This window comes from Pseudomonas sp. 22490, from assembly GCF_052044465.1.
GTDB lineage: Bacteria > Pseudomonadota > Gammaproteobacteria > Pseudomonadales > Pseudomonadaceae > Pseudomonas > Pseudomonas aeruginosa.
In genome coordinates this window covers 88847-108262 of record NZ_JBQENS010000012.1, presented here as the reverse complement: position 1 = coordinate 108262, position 19416 = coordinate 88847, and the positions used below count along the sequence as shown (strand labels likewise).

20 protein-coding genes and 1 pseudogene are annotated in these 19416 nt (G+C 65.9%); 7 read left to right on the top strand and 14 right to left on the bottom strand.

Going from position 1 to position 19416, the window contains the following annotated elements:
- Positions 1–10: 10 nt before the first annotated feature.
- The 6 genes from flgE to ACTJJX_RS15555 all read right to left on the bottom strand — a co-directional run bounded on the left by flgE (position 11) and on the right by ACTJJX_RS15555 (position 4005).
- Positions 11–1399, bottom strand: coding sequence for a flagellar hook protein FlgE (flgE, locus tag ACTJJX_RS15580; RefSeq protein ID WP_003082154.1), 1389 nt, complete (start codon positions 1397–1399; stop codon positions 11–13).
- Positions 1400–1426: 27 nt separating this feature from the next.
- Positions 1427–2140 carry a flagellar hook assembly protein FlgD gene (gene flgD, locus ACTJJX_RS15575; RefSeq protein WP_003082153.1) on the bottom strand — a complete coding sequence of 238 codons (714 nt, stop codon included), beginning with the start codon at positions 2138–2140 and terminating at the stop codon, positions 1427–1429.
- A 12-nt stretch (positions 2141–2152) separates the two neighbouring features.
- Positions 2153–2593, bottom strand: a complete 441-nt coding sequence (gene flgC, locus ACTJJX_RS15570; protein ID WP_003082150.1) for a flagellar basal body rod protein FlgC — start codon at positions 2591–2593, stop codon at positions 2153–2155.
- Between the two features lie 5 nt (positions 2594–2598).
- Positions 2599–3006, bottom strand: a complete 408-nt coding sequence (gene flgB / locus ACTJJX_RS15565; RefSeq protein WP_003082144.1) for a flagellar basal body rod protein FlgB — start codon at positions 3004–3006, stop codon at positions 2599–2601.
- 252 nt (positions 3007–3258) lie between these two features.
- Positions 3259–3621, bottom strand: a complete 363-nt coding sequence (locus ACTJJX_RS15560; protein WP_003082140.1) for a DUF5064 family protein — start codon at positions 3619–3621, stop codon at positions 3259–3261.
- Between the two features lie 66 nt (positions 3622–3687).
- Positions 3688–4005 carry a DUF2288 domain-containing protein gene (locus tag ACTJJX_RS15555; RefSeq protein WP_003086400.1) on the bottom strand — a complete coding sequence of 106 codons (318 nt, stop codon included), beginning with the start codon at positions 4003–4005 and terminating at the stop codon, positions 3688–3690.
- Between the two features lie 298 nt (positions 4006–4303).
- Here ACTJJX_RS15555 and ACTJJX_RS15550 point away from each other — a divergent pair, with 298 nt between their 5' ends.
- The 5 genes from ACTJJX_RS15550 to ACTJJX_RS15530 all read left to right on the top strand — a co-directional run bounded on the left by ACTJJX_RS15550 (position 4304) and on the right by ACTJJX_RS15530 (position 9327).
- A complete protein-coding gene (locus tag ACTJJX_RS15550) occupies positions 4304–5425 on the top strand; it encodes a branched-chain amino acid ABC transporter substrate-binding protein (RefSeq protein ID WP_003082136.1) in 1122 nt (373 codons plus the stop codon).
- Between the two features lie 260 nt (positions 5426–5685).
- Complete coding sequence (gene livH / locus ACTJJX_RS15545) at positions 5686–6609, top strand: high-affinity branched-chain amino acid ABC transporter permease LivH (protein ID WP_003086391.1); 924 nt, start codon at positions 5686–5688, stop codon at positions 6607–6609.
- A complete protein-coding gene (locus ACTJJX_RS15540) occupies positions 6606–7859 on the top strand; it encodes a high-affinity branched-chain amino acid ABC transporter permease LivM (protein WP_003082131.1) in 1254 nt (417 codons plus the stop codon). Before livH ends, ACTJJX_RS15540 begins: the two co-directional genes overlap by 4 nt.
- A complete protein-coding gene (livG, locus tag ACTJJX_RS15535; RefSeq protein WP_016851896.1) occupies positions 7856–8623 on the top strand; it encodes a high-affinity branched-chain amino acid ABC transporter ATP-binding protein LivG in 768 nt (255 codons plus the stop codon). The genes ACTJJX_RS15540 and livG overlap by 4 nt, the downstream gene beginning before the upstream one ends.
- A gap of 2 nt (positions 8624–8625) precedes the next feature.
- Positions 8626–9327, top strand: coding sequence for an ABC transporter ATP-binding protein (locus ACTJJX_RS15530; protein ID WP_016851897.1), 702 nt, complete (start codon positions 8626–8628; stop codon positions 9325–9327).
- A gap of 76 nt (positions 9328–9403) precedes the next feature.
- On the opposite strand, the gene ACTJJX_RS15525 is transcribed toward ACTJJX_RS15530, so the two are convergent.
- The 3 genes from ACTJJX_RS15525 to ACTJJX_RS15515 form a co-directional block, all read right to left on the bottom strand.
- The gene (locus ACTJJX_RS15525; RefSeq protein ID WP_016851898.1) at positions 9404–11698 is read right to left on the bottom strand and encodes a hypothetical protein; all 2295 of its coding nucleotides are present in this window, start codon (positions 11696–11698) and stop codon (positions 9404–9406) included.
- A 36-nt stretch (positions 11699–11734) separates the two neighbouring features.
- Complete coding sequence (locus ACTJJX_RS15520; protein ID WP_003082113.1) at positions 11735–13645, bottom strand: ATP-binding protein; 1911 nt, start codon at positions 13643–13645, stop codon at positions 11735–11737.
- A gap of 98 nt (positions 13646–13743) precedes the next feature.
- Positions 13744–14658 carry a LysR family transcriptional regulator gene (locus ACTJJX_RS15515; RefSeq protein ID WP_003082110.1) on the bottom strand — a complete coding sequence of 305 codons (915 nt, stop codon included), beginning with the start codon at positions 14656–14658 and terminating at the stop codon, positions 13744–13746.
- A 105-nt stretch (positions 14659–14763) separates the two neighbouring features.
- On the opposite strand from ACTJJX_RS15515, the gene ACTJJX_RS15510 reads away from it, so the two are divergent.
- Positions 14764–15363 carry a short chain dehydrogenase gene (locus tag ACTJJX_RS15510; protein WP_010793906.1) on the top strand — a complete coding sequence of 200 codons (600 nt, stop codon included), beginning with the start codon at positions 14764–14766 and terminating at the stop codon, positions 15361–15363.
- Between the two features lie 10 nt (positions 15364–15373).
- Here ACTJJX_RS15510 and ACTJJX_RS15505 read toward each other — a convergent pair whose 3' ends face one another.
- Entirely contained in the window at positions 15374–15772 is a 399-nt protein-coding gene (locus ACTJJX_RS15505; protein WP_003116310.1) for a DUF488 domain-containing protein, read from the bottom strand.
- 94 nt (positions 15773–15866) lie between these two features.
- Here ACTJJX_RS15505 and ACTJJX_RS15500 point away from each other — a divergent pair, with 94 nt between their 5' ends.
- Entirely contained in the window at positions 15867–16532 is a 666-nt protein-coding gene (locus tag ACTJJX_RS15500; RefSeq protein WP_003082099.1) for a COG3650 family protein, read from the top strand.
- A gap of 28 nt (positions 16533–16560) precedes the next feature.
- On the opposite strand, the gene ACTJJX_RS15495 is transcribed toward ACTJJX_RS15500, so the two are convergent.
- The 4 genes and pseudogenes from ACTJJX_RS15495 to ACTJJX_RS15480 form a co-directional block, all read right to left on the bottom strand.
- Positions 16561–16812 carry a hypothetical protein gene (locus tag ACTJJX_RS15495; protein ID WP_003082096.1) on the bottom strand — a complete coding sequence of 84 codons (252 nt, stop codon included), beginning with the start codon at positions 16810–16812 and terminating at the stop codon, positions 16561–16563.
- A complete protein-coding gene (locus ACTJJX_RS15490; RefSeq protein WP_003082093.1) occupies positions 16809–17330 on the bottom strand; it encodes a GNAT family N-acetyltransferase in 522 nt (173 codons plus the stop codon). Before ACTJJX_RS15490 ends, ACTJJX_RS15495 begins: the two co-directional genes overlap by 4 nt.
- A 10-nt stretch (positions 17331–17340) precedes the next feature.
- The gene (locus ACTJJX_RS15485; protein WP_003112514.1) at positions 17341–18438 is read right to left on the bottom strand and encodes a PLP-dependent cysteine synthase family protein; all 1098 of its coding nucleotides are present in this window, start codon (positions 18436–18438) and stop codon (positions 17341–17343) included.
- Positions 18439–18448: 10 nt separating this feature from the next.
- Positions 18449–19349, bottom strand: a pseudogene (locus tag ACTJJX_RS15480) (DMT family transporter).
- Between the last annotated feature and the right edge of the window lie 67 nt (positions 19350–19416).

Below are 19416 nucleotides of genomic sequence, written 5' to 3'. Positions count from 1 at the left end.
CACGCCGTCATCAGCGCAGGTTGATGATGGTCTGGGTCACCGCATCCTCGGTCTGGATGGTCTTGGCATTGGCCTGGTAGTTGCGCTGGTGGACGATGAGGTTCACCAGTTCGTTGGAGATGTCCACGTTGGACGCTTCCAGCGCGCCGGATTGCAACGCCCCCAGGGTGCCCGAGCGCGGCGCGCCGACCGCCGGCTCGCCGGACTCCGAGGACTGCACCCAGGAGGTCTTGCCGATCGGCGTCAGGCCCTGGATGTTGGCGAAGTTGGCCAGCACCACCTGGCCCTGCACCTTGGACTGGCCGTTGGTGTAGCGGGCGAAGATCACCCCGGTGTCGTCGATTTCCAGGCCTGCCAGCTGACCGGTGGTGTAGCCGTCCTGGATCGGGTTGCTCTGGGCGAACGCGGTGGAGTACTGGGTGGTCTTGCGCATGTCGAAGGAGATGCCGCTGGCGGCACCGGTCGCGCCATTCCAGGCGTAGGTCGGCGGGGTCTTGCCGTCCGAGGCCGCCGGAATCCAGCCGGTGCCGGGAGTCGGCGGATTGCCGGTGGCCGGGCTGAACTGGATCACGTTGGTGGTCGCGTCGATGCTGAAGCCCGGCCCGCTGGTGCTGCCGTCCGGAGCCCGTACCGAGGTCATCTGGCCGCTGGCGTCGAAGGTGACGTTGAAGCTCATCGGCGTCTTGTTCGACGGGTCGAGCGGATTGACCCCGTCGATCAGCACTTTCATGGTCCAGCTGTTCTCCGGAATCGGCGGGGTCGCATTCGGATCCGGCTCGTTCTTGATGAAGAACTGGCTCATGGTGTGGGAGTTGCCCTGGCTGTCATAGATGCCCAGCGAAGAGGACGAGTTGTAGGTAGCGGCGTCGGACGGATCGAACGGCGTCACGGTCGGCGGCTTCAGCGTCGAGTTGAGGTTGTACGACTGCTGGATGCTCGAGGTGGCCTGCGGCGCCTGATTGGCGCGCTCGACCTTGAGGTCGGTGACCACGCCGTTCTGCAACTGGCCGTTCGGCCCGACGGCATAGCCCTGCAGGCGGTAGCCGTTGTTGTCGACGATGAAATCCTGCTTGTCGGTATTGAAGTAGCCGGCGCGGGTGTAGCTGATCGCCCCGTTGTTGCTGGTGACGAAGAAGCCGTTGCCGTTGATGGCCAGGTCCAGCACGCTGTTGGTCGAGTCGATGTTGCCCTGCTTGAACATCTGCGAGACGTCCGAGAGCAGCACGCCGCTGCCCTGCGGGTTGCTGCCCGAACCCAGCACCGAGGCGGCGTAGACGTCGGCGAACTCCGCGCGGGATTGCTTGAAGCCTACGGTGCCGGCGTTGGCGATGTTGTTGCCGGTGACGTTCAGGCCGCTGGAGGCCGCCTGGATGCCGCTCAGGCCGATGTTGAAACTCATGGATAGCTCCTTGCCGGAAACGCCGGCTTACTGGCCGATGATCTGTACTTTGGACAGCGCGATGCTGCCCAGGCCTGCGAGGTTGAGCATCAGCTCGCCGCCGTTCTGCCCCAGGGTGACGCTGTCGACGTTGGCCGGCAGGTAGGTCTGGAGCCCGTAGGTCTTGCCGTCGATCGAGGTCTGCGCCTCGAACTTGTAGGTGCCCGGCGGCATGATGTTGCCGCTGCTGTCCTTGCCGTCCCACATGAAGCTGACGCTGCCGGCAGCCTGCTGGCCGAGGTTGATGCGATTGACCACGGTGCCCTTGTCGTCGTAGACGTTGACCCATACGTTGCTGCTGGAGACCGGCAGGTTGAGGGACGCCTTGAAGGTGTCCTTGGTGTCCACCACCGACTTGTCGGTCGCCACGATGACCTTGCGCCCCACCAGCGACGAGGCTTGCAGGGCCTGCGACGACTGGTAGTTGGAGAGAATGCTCTCCATGCTCTTGTTCAGCGACTGCACGCCTTCCACGGTGCTGAACTGGGCCAGTTGGGCGATGAACTCGCCGTTCTGCTGCGGCGACATCGGGTCCTGGTTCTTCAACTGGGCCACCAGCAGCTTGAGGAATTCGTCCTTGCCAAGGTTGCTGCTGCCCTTGACGCTCTGCCCGGTCTCGGTGGCGCCGCTGCCGGCGGCACGCTTGCTGCCGTTGACGTTGCCGGTGTTGCTGCTGGTGCCGCTGACGTTATCGATGCTCATGCTCTACTCCGCTCACTGACCCAGGGTCAGGACCTTCTGCATCATCTGTTTGGCGGTATTCATCATTTCCGCGTTGGTCTGGAAGGCACGGCTGGCGGAAATCATGTCGGCCATTTCCTCGACCACGTTCACATTGGGGTAATACACGTAGCCGTTGGCATCCGCGGCCGGATGGTTCGGCTCGTAGCGCGGCATCAGCGAACTCTGGTCCTCGACGATGCCCAGCACCTGCACGCCGGCGCCGGAGCTGTCCTGGTCGGCGAACAGCGAGCCGCTGTCGCCCTGGGCCTGCTGGAACATGGTGGAGAACACCGGATGGCGGGCGCGGTAGGTCTTGTCGACGCTGGAGGAAACCGTCTCGGCGTTGGCGATGTTGCTGGCCACGGTGTTCAGGCGGGTGCTCTGGGCGCTCATGCCGCTACCGGCAATGTTGAAGACACTGGCGAGGGACATGGCGGTTACTCTCCACGCAGGGCGCTGACCAGCCCTTTGAATTTGCTGTTGAGGAAGGTGAAGGACGCCTGGAAGTGCATGGCGTTCTCGGCGTAGTTGGCCTGCTCGATCTGGGCGTCGACAGTGTTCTGGTCGATCGACGGCTGGACCGGGATGCGGTACTGCAGGCTGCCCTCGCCCATGCCGAAACCTTCGGCGGCGATATGCCGCTCGTTGGTGGTGCGGGTGGCGAAGGTACCCTTGGCGGCCTTGTCCTTCTGCTCGGCGAGAACCGCGGCGAAGTCCAGGTCGCGAGCCTTGTAGTTCGGGGTATCGGCGTTGGCCAGGTTGTTGGCCAGCACTTCGGCGCGCTGGGCGCGGAAGCTGAGGGCCTGCTGGTGGATACCGAGTGCTCTGTCGAAACTGATGCTCATGGCTGCGAACCTGTTTGCCGGTGTGGCTTTCGTCGCCAACACTTCAGCAAGGCCCGTGCCAAATTATTAAAAACCTTTATATTCAATAACTTGAGTTTATTTAAGGGTAACCCGGAAGCGGCAAGCGGCAAGCCGCTTCCGCTTGCCGGCAAGGGTGGCAAGCCCCTGGAACGGCTTCTCCGGCAAACGAAAAAAGGCCCGATATCGTCGATATCGGGCCTTTACCATGCTTCCGGCCGCCGGGGACACGGCTCACTCGTGGCGAATGATCCGCTCGAGATCCACCGGTTCGCCGGGATGGGCATGCAGCTTGGCGCGAATGTCCTCGAACATCGCATCGTATTCCTTGTGCACCCGGGTGATCGCGCCGAACTTCGGGTGCAGGCCGTGCTTCTGGGCGACCCGCGTGGCATCGCTGGCGAAGTTGAAGGCGGTATCGCGCGGCAGCTCGAAGGAGTCGCTGAACGGCTTGCCGTCGATCTCGCCGTCCATGTCGAAGTGCACATAGGCGCCGGATTCGGCGTTCTGCCGCACCTCGTAGCGGATATGGATATTGATGTCCTGCTGGTCGAGGCCGGGCAGGCTGACCAGATGGAGGTGGCCTGGTTCGAACATGACGAATCTCCTGGTGGGAATCGGAATCAGTCTAGCCAGGGTCGAGCGAAAGAAAACCGCCCTGGATCAGTGCAACGTCGCTTTTTCCGCGCGTTCCTGAATGACCACCCAGGGCGCCACCACCACCGCCCAGAGGGTCGGGTCGCGTTCGAGGAAGTCCTTGGCCGCATCCTCCCCGACCTTGCTCAGGCCGCCGCCGGAAAGCCAGGCGGCGACCTTCTCGCGGTCGTCCCCGGCCAGGGCCTCGGCGACTTCCACCAGGTCCAGCGCGGCATCGACCTGGAGCAAGGCGCCACGGGCGAAAAACGGTTGCAGCTCGGCCCAGGAAATGACCGCGGTCTCGCCGAGCAGCTTGGCATAGAGGGTGCTAGTTTGTTCTGTCATGGGATCTACCTGGATTGCATGGGCGCCATGATAACGCCCGCCGGTAGCCCACGACAGCCGAAGGGAAACCGGGCCCAGGGAGGTGAGGCAGGTCCGCGCCGTTTTTCTATACGTTTATGTCAACCAGGCGACACGACTCACGGGAGCTCGCCGTGCCGTGCTTTTCAAGCGACGAAGCGCCGCTCTACACTGTACCGGTACAGTTCCCGGGGTCCGTCCATGACGATCACCCGGTCTCCTCCGGCCCCCGCGGCCGCGAGACTACAACAATGACAACACACAAGAAGAGTGGAGCACTATGAAGAAGGGTACTCAGCGTCTATCCCGCCTGTTCGCCGCGATGGCCATTGCCGGGTTCGCCAGCTACTCCATGGCCGCCGACACCATCAAGATCGCCCTGGCTGGCCCGGTCACCGGTCCGGTAGCCCAGTACGGCGACATGCAGCGCGCCGGTGCGCTGATGGCAATCGAACAGATCAACAAGGCAGGCGGCGTGAACGGCGCGCAACTCGAAGGCGTGATCTACGACGACGCCTGCGATCCCAAGCAGGCCGTGGCGGTCGCCAACAAGGTGGTCAACGACGGCGTCAAGTTCGTGGTCGGCCATGTCTGCTCCAGCTCCACCCAACCCGCCACCGACATCTACGAAGACGAAGGCGTGCTGATGATCACCCCGTCGGCCACCGCCCCGGAAATCACCTCGCGCGGCTACAAGCTGATCTTCCGCACCATCGGCCTGGACAACATGCAGGGCCCGGTGGCCGGCAAGTTCATCGCCGAACGCTACAAGGACAAGACCATCGCGGTACTGCACGACAAGCAGCAGTACGGCGAAGGCATCGCCACCGAGGTGAAGAAGACCGTGGAAGACGCCGGCATCAAGGTTGCCGTCTTCGAAGGCCTGAACGCCGGCGACAAGGACTTCAACGCGCTGATCAGCAAGCTGAAGAAAGCCGGCGTGCAGTTCGTCTACTTCGGCGGCTACCACCCGGAAATGGGCCTGCTGCTGCGCCAGGCCAAGCAGGCCGGGCTGGACGCGCGCTTCATGGGCCCGGAAGGGGTCGGCAACAGCGAAATCACCGCGATCGCCGGCGACGCTTCGGAAGGCATGCTGGCGACCCTGCCGCGCGCCTTCGAGCAGGATCCGAAGAACAAGGCCCTGATCGACGCCTTCAAGGCGAAGAACCAGGATCCGAGCGGCATCTTCGTCCTGCCCGCCTACTCCGCGGTCACCGTGATCGCCAAGGGCATCGAGAAAGCCGGCGAGGCCGATCCGGAGAAGGTCGCCGAGGCCCTGCGCGCCAACACCTTCGAGACTCCCACCGGGAACCTCGGGTTCGACGAGAAGGGCGACCTGAAGAACTTCGACTTCACCGTCTACGAGTGGCACAAGGACGCCACCCGGACCGAGGTCAAGTAAGCATCGTTGCAGTACGGAGCCCACGTCACCCACCGTGGGCTTTGTTTTAGTACCCGCATGATTCCGCGAGCGGCGGCCCGGCAAGGGCAGGCGAAGACCGGCAGCGTTCACTCCTGGTGGACGGGAGCGCGGCTTTCCCCTGCCTCCCGCCGGCCCGCCGCGCGCCGGATCGTGACGGGTCTCAGCAGCGTTCCGGCCCCACACCCGCGAGCCGAACGTCTACCTGCCGTACAACGGCGGGCGTTTAGCGAGAGAGTCCCATGCCCGAGATTTATCATTACCTACAACAATTGGTTAACGGCCTGACCGTCGGCAGCACCTATGCGCTGATCGCGATCGGCTACACCATGGTCTACGGCATCATCGGCATGATCAACTTCGCCCACGGCGAGGTGTACATGATCGGCTCGTACATCGCCTTCATCGCCATCACCCTGCTGGCGATGATGGGGCTGGACAGCGTTCCGCTGATGATGCTCGCCGCGTTCGCCGCCAGCATCATCGTCACCAGTGCCTTCGGCTACAGCATCGAGCGGGTCGCCTACCGCCCGTTGCGCGGCGGCAACCGCCTGATCCCGCTGATCTCCGCGATCGGCATGTCGATCTTCCTGCAGAACGCCGTGATGCTCTCGCAGGACTCCAAGGAAAAGGCCATCCCGACCCTGCTGCCCGGCAACTTCGTGTTCGGCGAAAGCAGCATGAACGGCGTGGTGATCTCCTATATGCAGATCCTGATCTTCGTCGTCACCTTCCTGGTGATGTTCGGCCTCACCCTGTTCATCTCCCGCTCTCGCCTGGGCCGCGCCTGCCGCGCCTGCGCCGAGGACCTGAAGATGACCAACCTGCTGGGTATCAACAGCAACAACATCATCGCCCTCACCTTCGTCATCGGCGCCGCCCTGGCCGCCGTCGCCGCGGTGCTGCTGGGCATGCAGTACGGCGTGATCAACCCCGGGATCGGCTTCCTCGCCGGGATCAAGGCGTTCACCGCCGCGGTGCTCGGCGGCATCGGCAGCATCCCCGGCGCCATGCTCGGCGGCCTGCTGCTGGGCGTCGCCGAAGCCTTCGGCGCCGACGTGTTCGGCGACCAGTACAAGGACGTGGTGGCCTTCGGCCTGCTGATCCTGGTGCTGCTGTTCCGACCTACCGGCATCCTCGGTCGTCCGGAGGTGGAAAAAGTATGAGCCAGTCCCTCAAGCGCGCGCTGTTCAGCGCCCTCCTCGTGATCCTGGTGTCCTATCCGATCCTAGGCCTGAAGCTGCGCACCGTCGGCATCAAGCTCGAGGTCCTCGGCGCCGATGCGCAGACCCTCTGGACCATCGCCGCGGCCGCCCTGGCCATGTTCGTCTGGCAGCTGTTCCGCGACCGCATCCCGCTCAAGCTGGGTCGCGGCGTCGGCTACAAGGTCAACGGCAGCGGCCTGAAGAACTTCCTCAGCCTGCCATCGACCCAGCGCTGGGCGGTCCTCGCCCTGGTCGTGGTGGCTTTCGTCTGGCCGTTCTTCGCCTCGCGCGGGGCGGTGGACATCGCCACCCTGATCCTGATCTACGTGATGCTCGGCATCGGCCTGAACATCGTGGTCGGCCTGGCCGGCCTGCTCGATCTCGGCTACGTCGGCTTCTACGCGGTAGGTGCCTACACCTACGCGCTGCTCGCCGAGTACGCCGGGTTCGGCTTCTGGACCGCCCTGCCGATCGCCGGGATGATGGCCGCGCTGTTCGGCTTCCTCCTCGGCTTCCCGGTGCTGCGCCTGCGCGGCGACTACCTGGCGATCGTGACCCTCGGCTTCGGCGAGATCATCCGCATCCTGCTGCGCAACATGACCGAGATCACCGGCGGCCCCAACGGCATCGGCTCGATCCCCAAGCCGACCCTGTTCGGCCTGACCTTCGAACGCCGCGCGCCGGAAGGCATGCAGACCTTCCACGAGTTCTTCGGCATCGCCTACAACACCAACTACAAGGTCATCCTGCTCTACGTGGTGGCCCTGCTGCTGGTGCTGCTGGCCCTGTTCGTGATCAACCGGCTGATGCGCATGCCGATCGGTCGCGCCTGGGAAGCGCTGCGCGAGGACGAAGTGGCCTGCCGCGCTCTCGGTCTCAACCCGACCATCGTCAAGCTCTCCGCCTTCACCATCGGCGCCAGCTTCGCCGGTTTCGCCGGCAGCTTCTTCGCCGCCCGCCAGGGCCTGGTGACGCCTGAGTCCTTCACCTTCATCGAGTCGGCGATGATCCTTGCGATCGTCGTGCTCGGCGGCATGGGTTCGCAGCTCGGCGTGATACTCGCCGCGGTGGTGATGGTGCTGCTCCAGGAAATGCGCGGGTTCAACGAATACCGCATGCTGATCTTCGGCCTGACCATGATCGTGATGATGATCTGGCGTCCCCAGGGACTGCTGCCGATGCAACGCCCGCACCTGGAGCTGAAGCCATGAGCCGACCGATTCTCGAAGTGAGCGGCCTGACCATGCGCTTCGGCGGCCTGCTGGCCGTCAACGGCGTCAACCTGAAGGTCGAGGAAAAGCAGGTGGTCTCGATGATCGGCCCGAACGGCGCCGGCAAGACCACCGTGTTCAACTGCCTGACCGGCTTCTACCAGCCCACCGGCGGCCTGATCCGCCTCGACGGCGAGGAGATCCAGGGCCTGCCCGGTCACAAGATCGCTCGCAAGGGCGTGGTGCGGACCTTCCAGAACGTCCGCCTGTTCAAGGAAATGACCGCGGTGGAGAACCTGCTGGTCGCCCAGCACCGCCACCTCAACACCAACTTCCTCGCCGGCCTGTTCAAGACCCCGGCATTCCGCCGCAGCGAGCGCGAGGCCATGGAGTACGCCGCGCACTGGCTGGAGGAAGTCAACCTTACCGAGTTCGCCAACCGCAGCGCCGGCACCCTCGCCTACGGCCAGCAGCGACGCCTGGAGATTGCCCGCTGCATGATGACCCGCCCGCGGATCCTCATGCTCGACGAGCCGGCCGCCGGCCTCAACCCGAAGGAGACCGACGACCTCAAGGCGCTGATCGCCAAGCTGCGCAGCGAGCACAACGTGACGGTATTGCTGATCGAGCACGACATGAAGCTGGTGATGAGCATTTCCGACCATATCGTGGTGATCAACCAGGGCACCCCCCTGGCCGACGGGACGCCGGAGCAGATCCGCGACAACCCGGACGTGATCAAGGCTTATCTGGGGGAAGCGTGAGCATGCTGAGTTTCGACAAGGTTTCCACCTACTACGGCAAGATCCAGGCGCTGCACGACGTCAGCGTGGAAGTGAAGAAGGGCGAGATCGTCACCCTGATCGGCGCCAACGGCGCCGGCAAGTCGACCCTGCTGATGACGCTCTGCGGCTCGCCGCAGGCGGCCAGCGGCAGCATCCGCTACGAAGGCGAGGAACTGGTCGGCCTGCCCTCCTCCACCATCATGCGCAAGAGCATCGCGGTGGTCCCGGAAGGCCGCCGGGTCTTCTCCCGCCTGACGGTGGAAGAAAACCTGGCGATGGGCGGCTTCTTCACCAACAAGGACGACTACCAGGTGCAGATGGACAAGGTGCTGGAACTCTTCCCGCGCCTGAAGGAACGCTACGAACAGCGCGCCGGGACCATGTCCGGCGGCGAACAGCAGATGCTCGCCATCGGCCGCGCGCTGATGAGCAAGCCAAAGCTGTTGCTGTTGGACGAACCTTCGCTCGGCCTGGCGCCGATCATCATCCAGCAGATCTTCGAGATCATCGAGCAGCTGCGTCGCGAAGGCGTCACCGTGTTCCTCGTCGAGCAGAACGCCAACCAGGCGTTGAAGCTCGCCGATCGCGCCTACGTGCTGGAGAACGGCCGGATCGTCATGCACGACACCGGCGCCGCCCTGCTGACCAACCCGAAGGTGCGCGACGCCTACCTCGGCGGCTGAGCACCGTCCCGCCGGAGACTTCAGCGCATAAAAAAACGGCCCTCACGGGCCGTTTTTTTATGCCGAGGCGTACCGGCTACAGGCCGTAGCGCTCGATAGCGTCCAGGTGCGGCTGGGTGTCGACCTCCGCCGCTTCCGCCAGGCGCAACCAGCACATGCGGTGCGGCCATTGCCCGGTGGCCTCCTGCAACGCCTGGTGCAGGTCGCGCGGCGCCTGCTGCGCGGGTGTCGCGACGGTGAAGTAGATCGCCCGCAGTTCCTCGCCGCTGCTGGCATCGGTGACCTGGTAGTCGCGGTTGCTGTGCACCCAGACCTTCCAGCCGCGCGCGTCGAGCGTTTCGCGGAAGGCGTCGAAGGCCTCGTCGCCCGGATAGACGCCGTCCACCAGCCAGCTCGGCGAGTAACCACCGCTCTCGAGGACGTGCACCACCGCATAGGTGGGAACGAAACGCTTGCGCTCCTCCTCGTCTTCCGGAGCCGGATAGATCAGGCCGGCGTCGAACACCACCCAGTCACCGACCCGCTGGCTGCGATTGCCCGGCGCGTTCTCGAGGACCCGCGCGGTCACCGGGCCGGTGCGCCGGGCGTAGTAGTCGAGCGCTTCGCCATCCTCGATGTAACGGACGATCACCCAGCCCCAGTCTTCCTCGATCGGTCCGTCGCCGGCGGCGAACTCCATGCCCATGCCGGCAGCGACCTCGCGCAGCATCGTCCAGTCGCGCGCGGCGCTGGCAGCGGTCATCTGGTCCCACTGCACCGACTGCGGCTCCTCCAGCTTGCCGGCCAGTCGCTGGTAGGCCTGCGCCGCCTCGGCGAAGCGATCCTGCTCCATCAGCGCCTTGCCCAGCAGGCTGTGGGCTCCCAGCGAGCCGGGGGAAATCTCCAGCACCGACTGGCAGGCGCGCTCCAGCTCCGGCCAGTCGTTGAGTTTCTCGGCCAGCTTGACTTCGCTCCACAGCGCGATCAGCGGCACGCTGTCGGCGTAGAGCCGGCCGAGGCGCTTGACCTGGTCGTACTCGCCGCGGGCCAGCAAGGCATTGAGCAGGTAGTAGGCCAGTTGCTGCTCCTCGTCGGTGTGGCGCTCGACGTACTCCCAGAGCAGGTCGATGGCCTCGTCGTCGGCGGAGCAGGCCTGTAGCGCCGAGGCGGCCACTTCGCGCAAGGCGGTGTCGTCGGGCCGCTCGGCCAGCGCCTGGAGCAGCCACTGCACTTCTTTCTCCGGGTTGCGCGGCGCGTCTTCGCTGCCCTGCGCAGCCAGCCAGTCGAGCAACTCCGCAGCCGGCACCGGCAGCTCCTGCTGCTGCGGCGCGGCATCGATCTCCTCCCTCAACCCGGCGAGCAACTGGCTGGCGCCCCGATCGCGCTGCAACTGTTGAGCATGCTGTTCGGCCAGCGCCAGGTGGCGCCTGGCGCTCCATACCGAACCGCGTTGCAACGCGAGGCGGATGGCCTGGCTGGCAACATCGATGACCACCCGGTGCGCGCCCTTCTGCGAGTAGTGTTCGAGCATCTGCTGCAGGCGCCCGCCGAAGTCCCAGGTGTTGCGCTCAGGGGTCCGTTGCAGCAGCAGGTAGACGGCGCGCAGCCAGATCGTACGGTAGCGCGGGGCAATCTCGGAGAACGGCAGCAGCGCCTCCAGGGCCTCCTCGTCGCGCCCCAGCAACGCCAGGCCGTGGGCCTTGTACAGACGCCGCGGCTGGCTGATGTTGTTCCACTCCGCTCCCTCGACCTTCTCCTCCATCTCGCCGATCAGGGCCAGCGCCTGTTCCGCGCGCCCCAGGTTCAGCAGGATCGCCACGCGCATCTCCAGGAGGCTGTCGAATACCTCCTCGCCGGCGGCGAGGATCTTCTTCTCCTGTTCGGCCAGGAAGGCCAGGGCATCTTCGCCGCGCCCGTCGTCGAGCAGCGCCTCGGCCTTCTCGTTGCTCAGGCAGTGGAAGCAGGCCCAGGTCGGGTCGATCCGCGCCAGGGTCTCGTCGCACACCTCGATGCGCTCCTCCACCCAGCCCGGGCCGTCGACGTTGGCGTAGCACGACGCCAGGTCCTGGGTCACGCAGACTGACTGCGGGCAGGCCTGGGTGTCGTCGCGATTGGCCAGTTCGAACAGGGAAACGGCGTCGGCCAGGGCGGTCTCACCCTCCAGTTGGTTGCCGACCCGGTTACGCATTTCCCAGTGGCGGACGAAGATTTCCAGCCACGGGTTGTTCAACGTCCGGCTCAGCGCCTTGACCTCCGGCAACAGCGCCTCGGCGCGCTCCACCTCGAGGTCGCAGACGTACGCGGTGAGTTCGTCGATCAGCCGCGCACTCTGCTCCTGGCCGGCCTCACGCAGGTCGGCGCGGAGCTTCTCCACCCAGTTCCAGATATCCATATGCTTCAGTCTCCATCAGGCGTGTTGCGAATTTTCTTATTGCCCCAGCAGGCGCTTCACCGAATCGGCGAGTCCGGCCAGGGCCTGGTTCAGCGAGGTCGCGGGCTGGCCGCGTCCCTGTCCGGCGATGATCACTTTGAACGAGCGCAGCAGCAACGCCGCATGGGCCGCTTCGTCGCGTTCCTCGCCGACGGCCGCGAGCAGCGCCTGCACCGCCGGATTGTCGAGGTTGACGTAGAGCCGGCTCGGCTGGCGATTGTCGAGCTTGCGGGTGAACTGCCGGGCCAGGCGCAACGCCGCGGTGGAAATACGCTTGTCGGCCTCGTCGTCCTCCAGTCGCCGCTTGAGTTCGGCGTCGCGGTCGGGCACCACCACAAGCGGCAATTCCTCGGGGCTGAAGCGGGCGATCACCAGTTGCTCCTCGGCGCCGCCCAGGTGTTCGGCCAGCCAGCCGGTCTCGCGCTCGGGCAGTCGGTCGAGGCGGAACAACTGGCGGTTGCCCTGCTCGGTGCCCAGCTCCACCAGGCGCATCCCCTTGGCCTGCGCCCAGCGACGGAGGAAGGGTACCACCGCATAGCGATTGCCATGGGCCACCGGTACGCCCATGGCACGGAACAGCATTTCCTCGAAGCCGCTGTCGTTGTCCAGCAGCACATGCACCGCTCCGCGCGAAAGGAGTTCGGAAGCCGGGAGGTCGCCCTGGGAGGTGGGTACGCGCAGGCTGTCCATCATCAGCGCGAACAGACGCTCGTCGCACAACGCCGCTCCCAGCAGGGCCTCGTTGTGCCGCAGCAGGACCCGCCGCCAGGCCTCCGGCTGCTGCCGCGCCACCTCGCCGAGCCCGGCGATCAGCGCCTCGGCCAGCGCATGCTGGATCGCCGCGTAATGGTCGTCACGCTGCAGGTCCTCGCGGCTGGCGGTGGGCGTCAGGCGGTTCGATTCGATCACCCCGCCGACGAACCCGGCCCAGGACGGCAGCAGGTCGCGGGCGTCATCGTCGAGCAGCATGCCGCGGAGGAAAACCGAGAGATTGCGGTTGTCGCTGGTGCCATAGGTGCCGCCGTCCTGGATCCACAGCAGGCCCTGCACGTCGACCCGCTCGTCCGGGCGCACCGGCAGGCAGCAGATCGGCTCGAAGTCGTGCTCGAAGCGTGCGGCGAACTCCAGGTCGCGGCGCTGCCGTTGCAGCGGGTGCAGCGCGGCGTCGGCGGCCAGCCGCCACGGCGGCGGCTCCGGGTTGATCGACTGGGCGTCGCCGCCGACGTGGATCGGCTCGCGCAGCAGCACGCAGTAGCGTTCGAGGATCTCGCGCAGGCGCGCGGCCTGGGTCAGCGCACTGTATTCGTCCTGCAGTTCGAGGGTGATCTCGGTACCCACCGGGCGCGCCGGCATCGGCGTCACGCTGTATTGCTCGGCGTTGCTGGAGACGTAGCAGAAGCCCAGTTCCGGCTGCTGGTAGGACGTGGTCCGCACGCTGACCCGGCGGGCCAGGACGAAAGCGGAGAGGAAGCCCAGGCCGAACATGCCGATCAGCCCGCTGTCCTCGTGGCCGGACTGGCGCAGTCCGCGGGTGTAGCCGACGCCGACGGTGGCCAGGTAGGCGTGGATTTCGTGCTCGGTGAGCCCGGCGCCGGTGTCGACGATGCGCACGGTGTTGCTGGCACTGTCGCCGATCACCTCGATTCGCGACGGCCCTTGCCAGTCGGGCTGCTCCAGGCGGCGACGGAGGATCGAGTCGTGGGCGTTCTGCACCAGCTCGCGCAACGCCACGGTGGGCGTGGAATAGAGGTGCTTGCTGAGCACCGACATCACGCCGTTGAGGTCGACTCCGGCGCGACGGATCTGGGGAGTGTTCGATTGCGGAAAGCTGCTTTGCATGTCCCTATCCAAGCGTTCGATGAATGGCGTCCGCTCGCACGCGAGCGGTCCGGTGCGGGATTCTGCCACGTTCCGTCACGTTCCTTGTGCAACGGCGTGCCCGCGATGAGCTTCAGGCCGCATGGAAGCTGCCCGGAGTGCAATAGAGCCGCGTCGCGGCGAAATGTTCAACCCTCCAGGCCGATCAATTGTCGCCGGCTGCGCTCGAACCAGTCGAGCAGGTAATCGGCGAGTACCTGGGTGCGCCGCGGCAGGCCGCCCTGGAACGGATGGACGAGGAACATCGGCGTGCTGCGCGTCTGGTAGTCGCGCAGCAACCAGGCCAGGCGGCCGTCGCCCAGTTCGTCGTGGACCATGTATGACGGCAGCCGGGCGATGCCGGTGCCGGCCAGCGCGGCCTTCTTCAACAGGCTGTAGTGGTTGCTGGCGAGAAAGCCGGCAACCCGTACCCGCTCCAGCCGATGGTGGCGGTGATAGAGCCACTCCTCGTGGCCGCTGTAGTGCGAGTTCAGCAGGCACTCGCGCTCGGCCAGCTCGGCCGGGCGTTGCGGCTCGCCGTGTCGCGCCAGGTAGGCGGGACTGGCGCAGGTGATTTCCTGCAGGACGAACAGCGGCCGCGCCACCAGCCGGGCGTCCTGCTCGACCCCAGAGCGAATAGCCAGGTCGAAGCCCTCGCCAACCAGGTCGCGCAGGCCGTTGTACAGGTCCAGCTCGACGCGCAGCAGCGGATGGCGTTCCTGGAAGTCCTCCAGCAGTGCATCGAACAGGGTCTCGCCCAGCGAGACCGGGAGGGTCACCCGCACCCGTCCTTCCGCTCGCTCCTGCAAGCGCGCCACCGCCTGCCGCGCGCGCTCGGCCTGCACCAGCAAGGCCTGCGCCTCGGGCAGCAGCGCGGCGCCGGCGGCGGTCAGCGAAAGACGGCGGGTGGTGCGGTGCAAGAGGGTCACGCCGAGCTTCTGCTCGAGGACGCCAATGCGCTTCGACAGTTGGCCCTTGCTGCAACCGAGACGCTCGGCGGCGCGGGTGAAACTGCCCAGGTCGTGGAGTACGGCGAAGGCGGCGAGATCGTCCAGGTCCTTCACGATTGTTTCCCTATGAAAACGGTAGGTTGTCGATTGACAGGATTATCCATGGCAAAAGCGACTCTACACTGGAAACCACTCACCTTCACTCAACGAGAGGCCTGTATGAAAATCATCCTGATCGGCGCCAGCGGCACCCTTGGCAAGGGTATCGACAAAGAACTCTGCGAGCGCCACGAGATCGTCCGGGTAGGCAACAGCAGCGGCGATTTCCAGGTCGACATCAGCGACTCAGACTCCATTCGCGCCCTGTTCGAGAAAACCGGTCGCTTCGACGCGCTGGTCGCCGCAGTCGGCAAGGTGCACTTCGGCGCCCTGGAGGAAATGGGCGAGGCGCAATACCAGCTCGGCCTGCGCGCCAAGCTGATGGGCCAGGTCAACCTGGTACTGCTCGGCCGCGAGTACGCCAACGACGGGGGCTCCTTCACCCTCACCAGCGGCGTGCTCGCCGAGCAGCCGATCCGCTTCGGCAGTTCGGCGAGCATGGTCAACTGCGCCGTCGAGGGCTTCGTCCGCGGCGCAGCCCTGGAGTTGCCGCGCGGCCTGCGCATCAACGCCGTCAGCCCGACCGTGGTCAGCGAGGCGCTGCCCGGCTACGCGCCCTACTTCCGTGGCTTCAAGCCGGTTCCGGCGGCGGACGCCGCGCTGGGTTACGCACGCAGCGTGGAAGGCGCGCAGACCGGCCAGGTGTACCGCATCTGGTAAGCGATATTTCTCAGGAGAGGCGGTCGGCGTAGCAGGTCGGCGAACTGCCCGGCTGCTGGCGGTCCAGCTCCTCCTCGAGGAACTCGGCCAGCACCACGGCATTGTTGTGCTGCTGGTCGTGGGCGCCGTAGAGCAGCGTCAGGGTGCCCTCGCGAGCGCTGTCGAGCAGGCCCCACCAATGTTCCGGGTGCGCCTGCAACTCGGCGCGGTAGTGTTCGCGGAAGCTGTCGAAGAGTGCCGGATCGTGGCAGAACTGCTTGCGCACCTCGTTGGAGGGCGCCACGTCCTTCAGCCAGTCGTCCATGGCCAGGGCTTCCTTGCGGATGCCGCGCGGCCACAGCCGGTCCACCAGTACGCGCCGGCCATCGGCGGGCGACGCCGGTTCGTATACACGCTTGCATTGGATCATCGATCGACTCCCTGGTTGCGATGAAGTCCGATCCGGACTTGAGCTAGGCCCGGACGCTCGGTAACGTGGGCGCATTTTCGATGGAGTCTTCCCTATGCGCCCTGCCCGTCTGCTGGTCTACAGCCTGCTCCCCTTGTTCGCCGCCTGCCAGGTGTGGAAGCCCGAATCGCCGAGCACCAGTGTAGACACCCGCTTCCAGGGCGAACTGGTGAAGATCAACGGCGCGCTGCAATTCCGCCCCTGTACCGAGAAGCGCCTGTTCAGCATCGAGGACGTGGCCAATACCGGCCTGCGCCGCGAAGCCGACAGCCTGTTCGACGACGGCGCCCAGGGCCTGTTCGTCGACCTGCGCGGAACCATGGGACCGGCCAAGGTCCGCGGTACCGACGGCAAGCTGGAGGTCAGCCGACTGTACCGCGTGCAGAACGAGGGCCCCGGCTGCGACGACCCGAACTTCAAGCTGCTGACCTTCGCCGCCAACGGCAACGAACCCTTCTGGAGCGCCAGGGTGAACAACCAGGGCCTGCGCCTGGACCGCCCCGAACACGAGACCCTGGCCTTGCCTTACGTCGCCGAGGAACTGCCGAACGGCAGCACCAGCTATTCCAGCGAGGCGAACGGCAAGAAGGTCGAATTGTGGATCGCCCCGTCGTCCTGCACCGACAGCATGAGCGGCGCCTTCAGCAGCTACTCCGCCGAACTGCGCATCGATGGCGAGACGCTGCGCGGCTGCGCCTATCCGGGCGCACTGGGCAAGTGAAGCGAGGGGCCGCGCGACGGCCCTTTCCCTACAAGAGCAATCCGGCCTGCTCCAGGCGCCGCCGCAGCGCCGTCAGGCCGCCCTCGTACTCCCAGTAGGCGACGCGCCCGTGGGAGGCGCTGACCAGCAGGTATTTCTCGCTGATCGACTGGATCCGTTCGATGCGCAGCAGTTTCTCGACGAAGCGTTCCTCGCCGATCTGCTCGACGATTTCCCGGTTGTCCGCGTCGTAGCCGTGGACCATGAAGGCGGCGCGCACCTTGAGGCGGATGAAACTCATCGCACGGCTCTGCGCTGGAGGGAAAGATTGCGATGGCACACTGTCGAGCGCCCCGAGCCGTTCGGTCGCCGCGCCGGATCGGCGTAGGTTTCCAGCTCGACGAAGCCGGCCTTGCGCATCATTCCCGCCGACGCCAGGTTCTCTTCGTGACGATCGATATAGACGTCCTCGATGCCTTCGTCGGCCAGTTGGGCCAGCACCGCCTCCAGCAACGCGCTGCCGAGCCCCTGGCCGGCCGCCGCCGGATGCACTACCGCCTCGCAGATGTAGGCCCGCGGCGCATCGGCACGCTGCGGCTGGTAATGGGCGAAATCCTCGGTGCGACGGAAGCTGGCGAACCCCAGCAGCCGATCGTCGCGCTCGGCCAGGACGGCACGTACCTCGCCGTCGGCGATGGCTCGCAGATGCGCACGCACCCCCTCCTCCGGCAAATGGTTCCAGGGATTCGGCCCGTGGCGCAGCAACAGGTCGGTCATGGCCTCGATATCGCCGGTTTCGGCAGCTCGCAAACGGTGCATATCCACTCCTTCAAAGTCCAGCCACCAGCAGCCCGTCGGGCAACGCCACGCCCCGCTCGATGCAGGCAGCCAGCGCCTCGACCAGGGGTTCCAGCGCATAGCCCTGCCTGGCCAGCCAGACCGGATCGTAATAGGTGGTCGCATAGCGTTCGCCGCCGTCGCAGAGAATCGCCACCAGCGAACCCTTCTCGCCGGCCGCGACCATTTGCCGTGCGGCCACCAGGGCGCCGATCAGGTTGGTTCCGCTGGAGCCGCCGACCCGCCGCCCCAGGCGTCGGGCCAGGTAATGCATGGCCGCCAGCGACCAGGCGTCCGGCACCTTGACCATCGCGTCGATCACTTCCGGCAGGAAGGACGCCTCGACCCGCGGCCGGCCGATGCCCTCGATCCGCGAACCGCAATCCAGGGTTAGGCCACGGTCGCCGCTGACATAGGCGTCGAAGAACACCGAACGCTCGGCGTCGGCGCAGAGTACCCGGGTGCAGTGCTGGCGATAGCGCACGTAGCGGCCGAGGGTCGCCAGGGTGCCGCCGGTACCGGGGCTGGAGATCAGCCAGGTCGGGGTCGGGTACGGCTCGTGGCGCATCTGCTGGAAGATCGATTCGGCGATGTTGTTGTTCGCCCGCCAGTCGGTGGCGCGCTCGGCATAGGTGAACTGGTCCATGAAATGGCCACCGCTCTCCCGCGCCAGGCGTTCGGACTCGGCGTAGATCTGGGTGGGGTCCTCCACCAGGTGGCTCTGGCCGCCGTAGAAGGCGATCTGGGCGATCTTTTCCTTCGAGGTGCTGGCCGGCATCACGGCGATGAAGGGCAGGCCCAGCAGGCGTGCGAAATAGGCTTCGGAAATCGCCGTGGAACCGCTCGATGCCTCGATCACCGGCGCGGCCGGCCTGAGCCAGCCGTTGCACAGCGCATAGAGGAACAGCGAGCGCGCCAGGCGATGCTTGAGGCTGCCGGTGGGGTGGCTGGACTCGTCCTTGAAGTACAGTTCGACGCCAGGCAGGCCGGGAGTCTCCAGGGGGATCAAATGGGTATCGGCGCTGCGCTGGAAATCCGCTTCGATGATGCGGATCGCCTCGCGGGCCCATTGGCGGTGGTCGACGGTCATGGAAACTCCTTCAGTTCAGGACGCCGGCCGGAGGCGGCGGCGGAGCGCTGCGCCACTGGCTGATGGCGACGCCGATGAAGACCAGGCCGGCAGCGAGCATCTGCGGGCCGTTGAGGGTTTCGCCGAGGAACAGCGCGGCGAATACCAGGGTGAAGACCGGGATCAGGTTGATGAAGCCCGATGCCTGGCTGGCCGGCAGTCGACCGACGCCGAAGTTGTACAGGCCGTAGGCGCCCACCGTGACCACCACGCCGAGATACACCACCGCCTGGATCCCCAGCGCGCTGGGCTGGCTCGGCAGGTCGGNCCAGCGCCAGCGGCAGGAAGAACAGCGTGCCGACGAAGGCCTGCATGGCGGTCAGGGCGAATGCCGAGTAGCGCGCCGAAAGGTGCTTCAGCAACAGGGTATAGCCGGTGGCGCAGAGCATCGCGAGAAGTTCGAAGAAATTGCCCAGCAGCGGCTGCGGCGCGTGCAGGTCGGGCTCGCCGGCGAGGCTCAGCCAGATCGAACCGAGCACCGCCAGGCCAAAGCCGATCCAGGTCATCCGGCCGATCCGTTCGTGCAGCAGCAACCAGGCCCCCACCGCCACCAGCAACGGCAGCAGCGCGGTGATCATCCCGGCCTGGGCCGCGCTGGTGTATTGCAGAGCGAAGGATTCGCAGAGGAAGTACAGGCAGGGTTCGCAGACGGCCAGGCCGAGCAGGTACTTCCAGTCGCCCGGGCGGTAGTCGATGCGTCCGCGCCAGCGCCAGGCAACGAGGAACACCAGGCTGCCGAGGGCCATGCGACCGAAGATCACCCAGAGCGGCGGCAGTTCGCGGAAAGCGACCTTCAGCACCACGTACGAACTGCCCCACAGCGCCATCGCCAGGATCAGGCAGGCCAGGGCGAACCAGCGCGTCCGAGTCAAGGGAATCTCCACCACGGGCGCCGCGCGGCGCCGGAAAAAGGACTCCCAGTATAGGCAGCCGGCTAGC

Bases quoted from the DNA above. Each gene is read 5' to 3' on its own strand.
- flgE (WP_003082154.1), bottom strand. From the start codon at position 1,399: ATGAGTTTCAACATCGGCCTGAGCGGCATCCAGGCGGCCTCCAGCGGC.
- flgD (WP_003082153.1), bottom strand. From the start codon at position 2,140: ATGAGCATCGATAACGTCAGCGGCACCAGCAGCAACACCGGCAACGTC.
- flgC (WP_003082150.1), bottom strand. From the start codon at position 2,593: ATGTCCCTCGCCAGTGTCTTCAACATTGCCGGTAGCGGCATGAGCGCC.
- flgB (WP_003082144.1), bottom strand. From the start codon at position 3,006: ATGAGCATCAGTTTCGACAGAGCACTCGGTATCCACCAGCAGGCCCTC.
- ACTJJX_RS15560 (WP_003082140.1), bottom strand. From the start codon at position 3,621: ATGTTCGAACCAGGCCACCTCCATCTGGTCAGCCTGCCCGGCCTCGAC.
- ACTJJX_RS15555 (WP_003086400.1), bottom strand. From the start codon at position 4,005: ATGACAGAACAAACTAGCACCCTCTATGCCAAGCTGCTCGGCGAGACC.
- ACTJJX_RS15550 (WP_003082136.1), top strand. From the start codon at position 4,304: ATGAAGAAGGGTACTCAGCGTCTATCCCGCCTGTTCGCCGCGATGGCC.
- livH (WP_003086391.1), top strand. From the start codon at position 5,686: ATGCCCGAGATTTATCATTACCTACAACAATTGGTTAACGGCCTGACC.
- ACTJJX_RS15540 (WP_003082131.1), top strand. From the start codon at position 6,606: ATGAGCCAGTCCCTCAAGCGCGCGCTGTTCAGCGCCCTCCTCGTGATC.
- livG (WP_016851896.1), top strand. From the start codon at position 7,856: ATGAGCCGACCGATTCTCGAAGTGAGCGGCCTGACCATGCGCTTCGGC.
- ACTJJX_RS15530 (WP_016851897.1), top strand. From the start codon at position 8,626: ATGCTGAGTTTCGACAAGGTTTCCACCTACTACGGCAAGATCCAGGCG.
- ACTJJX_RS15525 (WP_016851898.1), bottom strand. From the start codon at position 11,698: ATGGATATCTGGAACTGGGTGGAGAAGCTCCGCGCCGACCTGCGTGAG.
- ACTJJX_RS15510 (WP_010793906.1), top strand. From the start codon at position 14,764: ATGAAAATCATCCTGATCGGCGCCAGCGGCACCCTTGGCAAGGGTATC.
- ACTJJX_RS15505 (WP_003116310.1), bottom strand. From the start codon at position 15,772: ATGATCCAATGCAAGCGTGTATACGAACCGGCGTCGCCCGCCGATGGC.
- ACTJJX_RS15500 (WP_003082099.1), top strand. From the start codon at position 15,867: ATGCGCCCTGCCCGTCTGCTGGTCTACAGCCTGCTCCCCTTGTTCGCC.
- ACTJJX_RS15495 (WP_003082096.1), bottom strand. From the start codon at position 16,812: ATGAGTTTCATCCGCCTCAAGGTGCGCGCCGCCTTCATGGTCCACGGC.
- ACTJJX_RS15490 (WP_003082093.1), bottom strand. From the start codon at position 17,330: ATGCACCGTTTGCGAGCTGCCGAAACCGGCGATATCGAGGCCATGACC.
- ACTJJX_RS15485 (WP_003112514.1), bottom strand. From the start codon at position 18,438: ATGACCGTCGACCACCGCCAATGGGCCCGCGAGGCGATCCGCATCATC.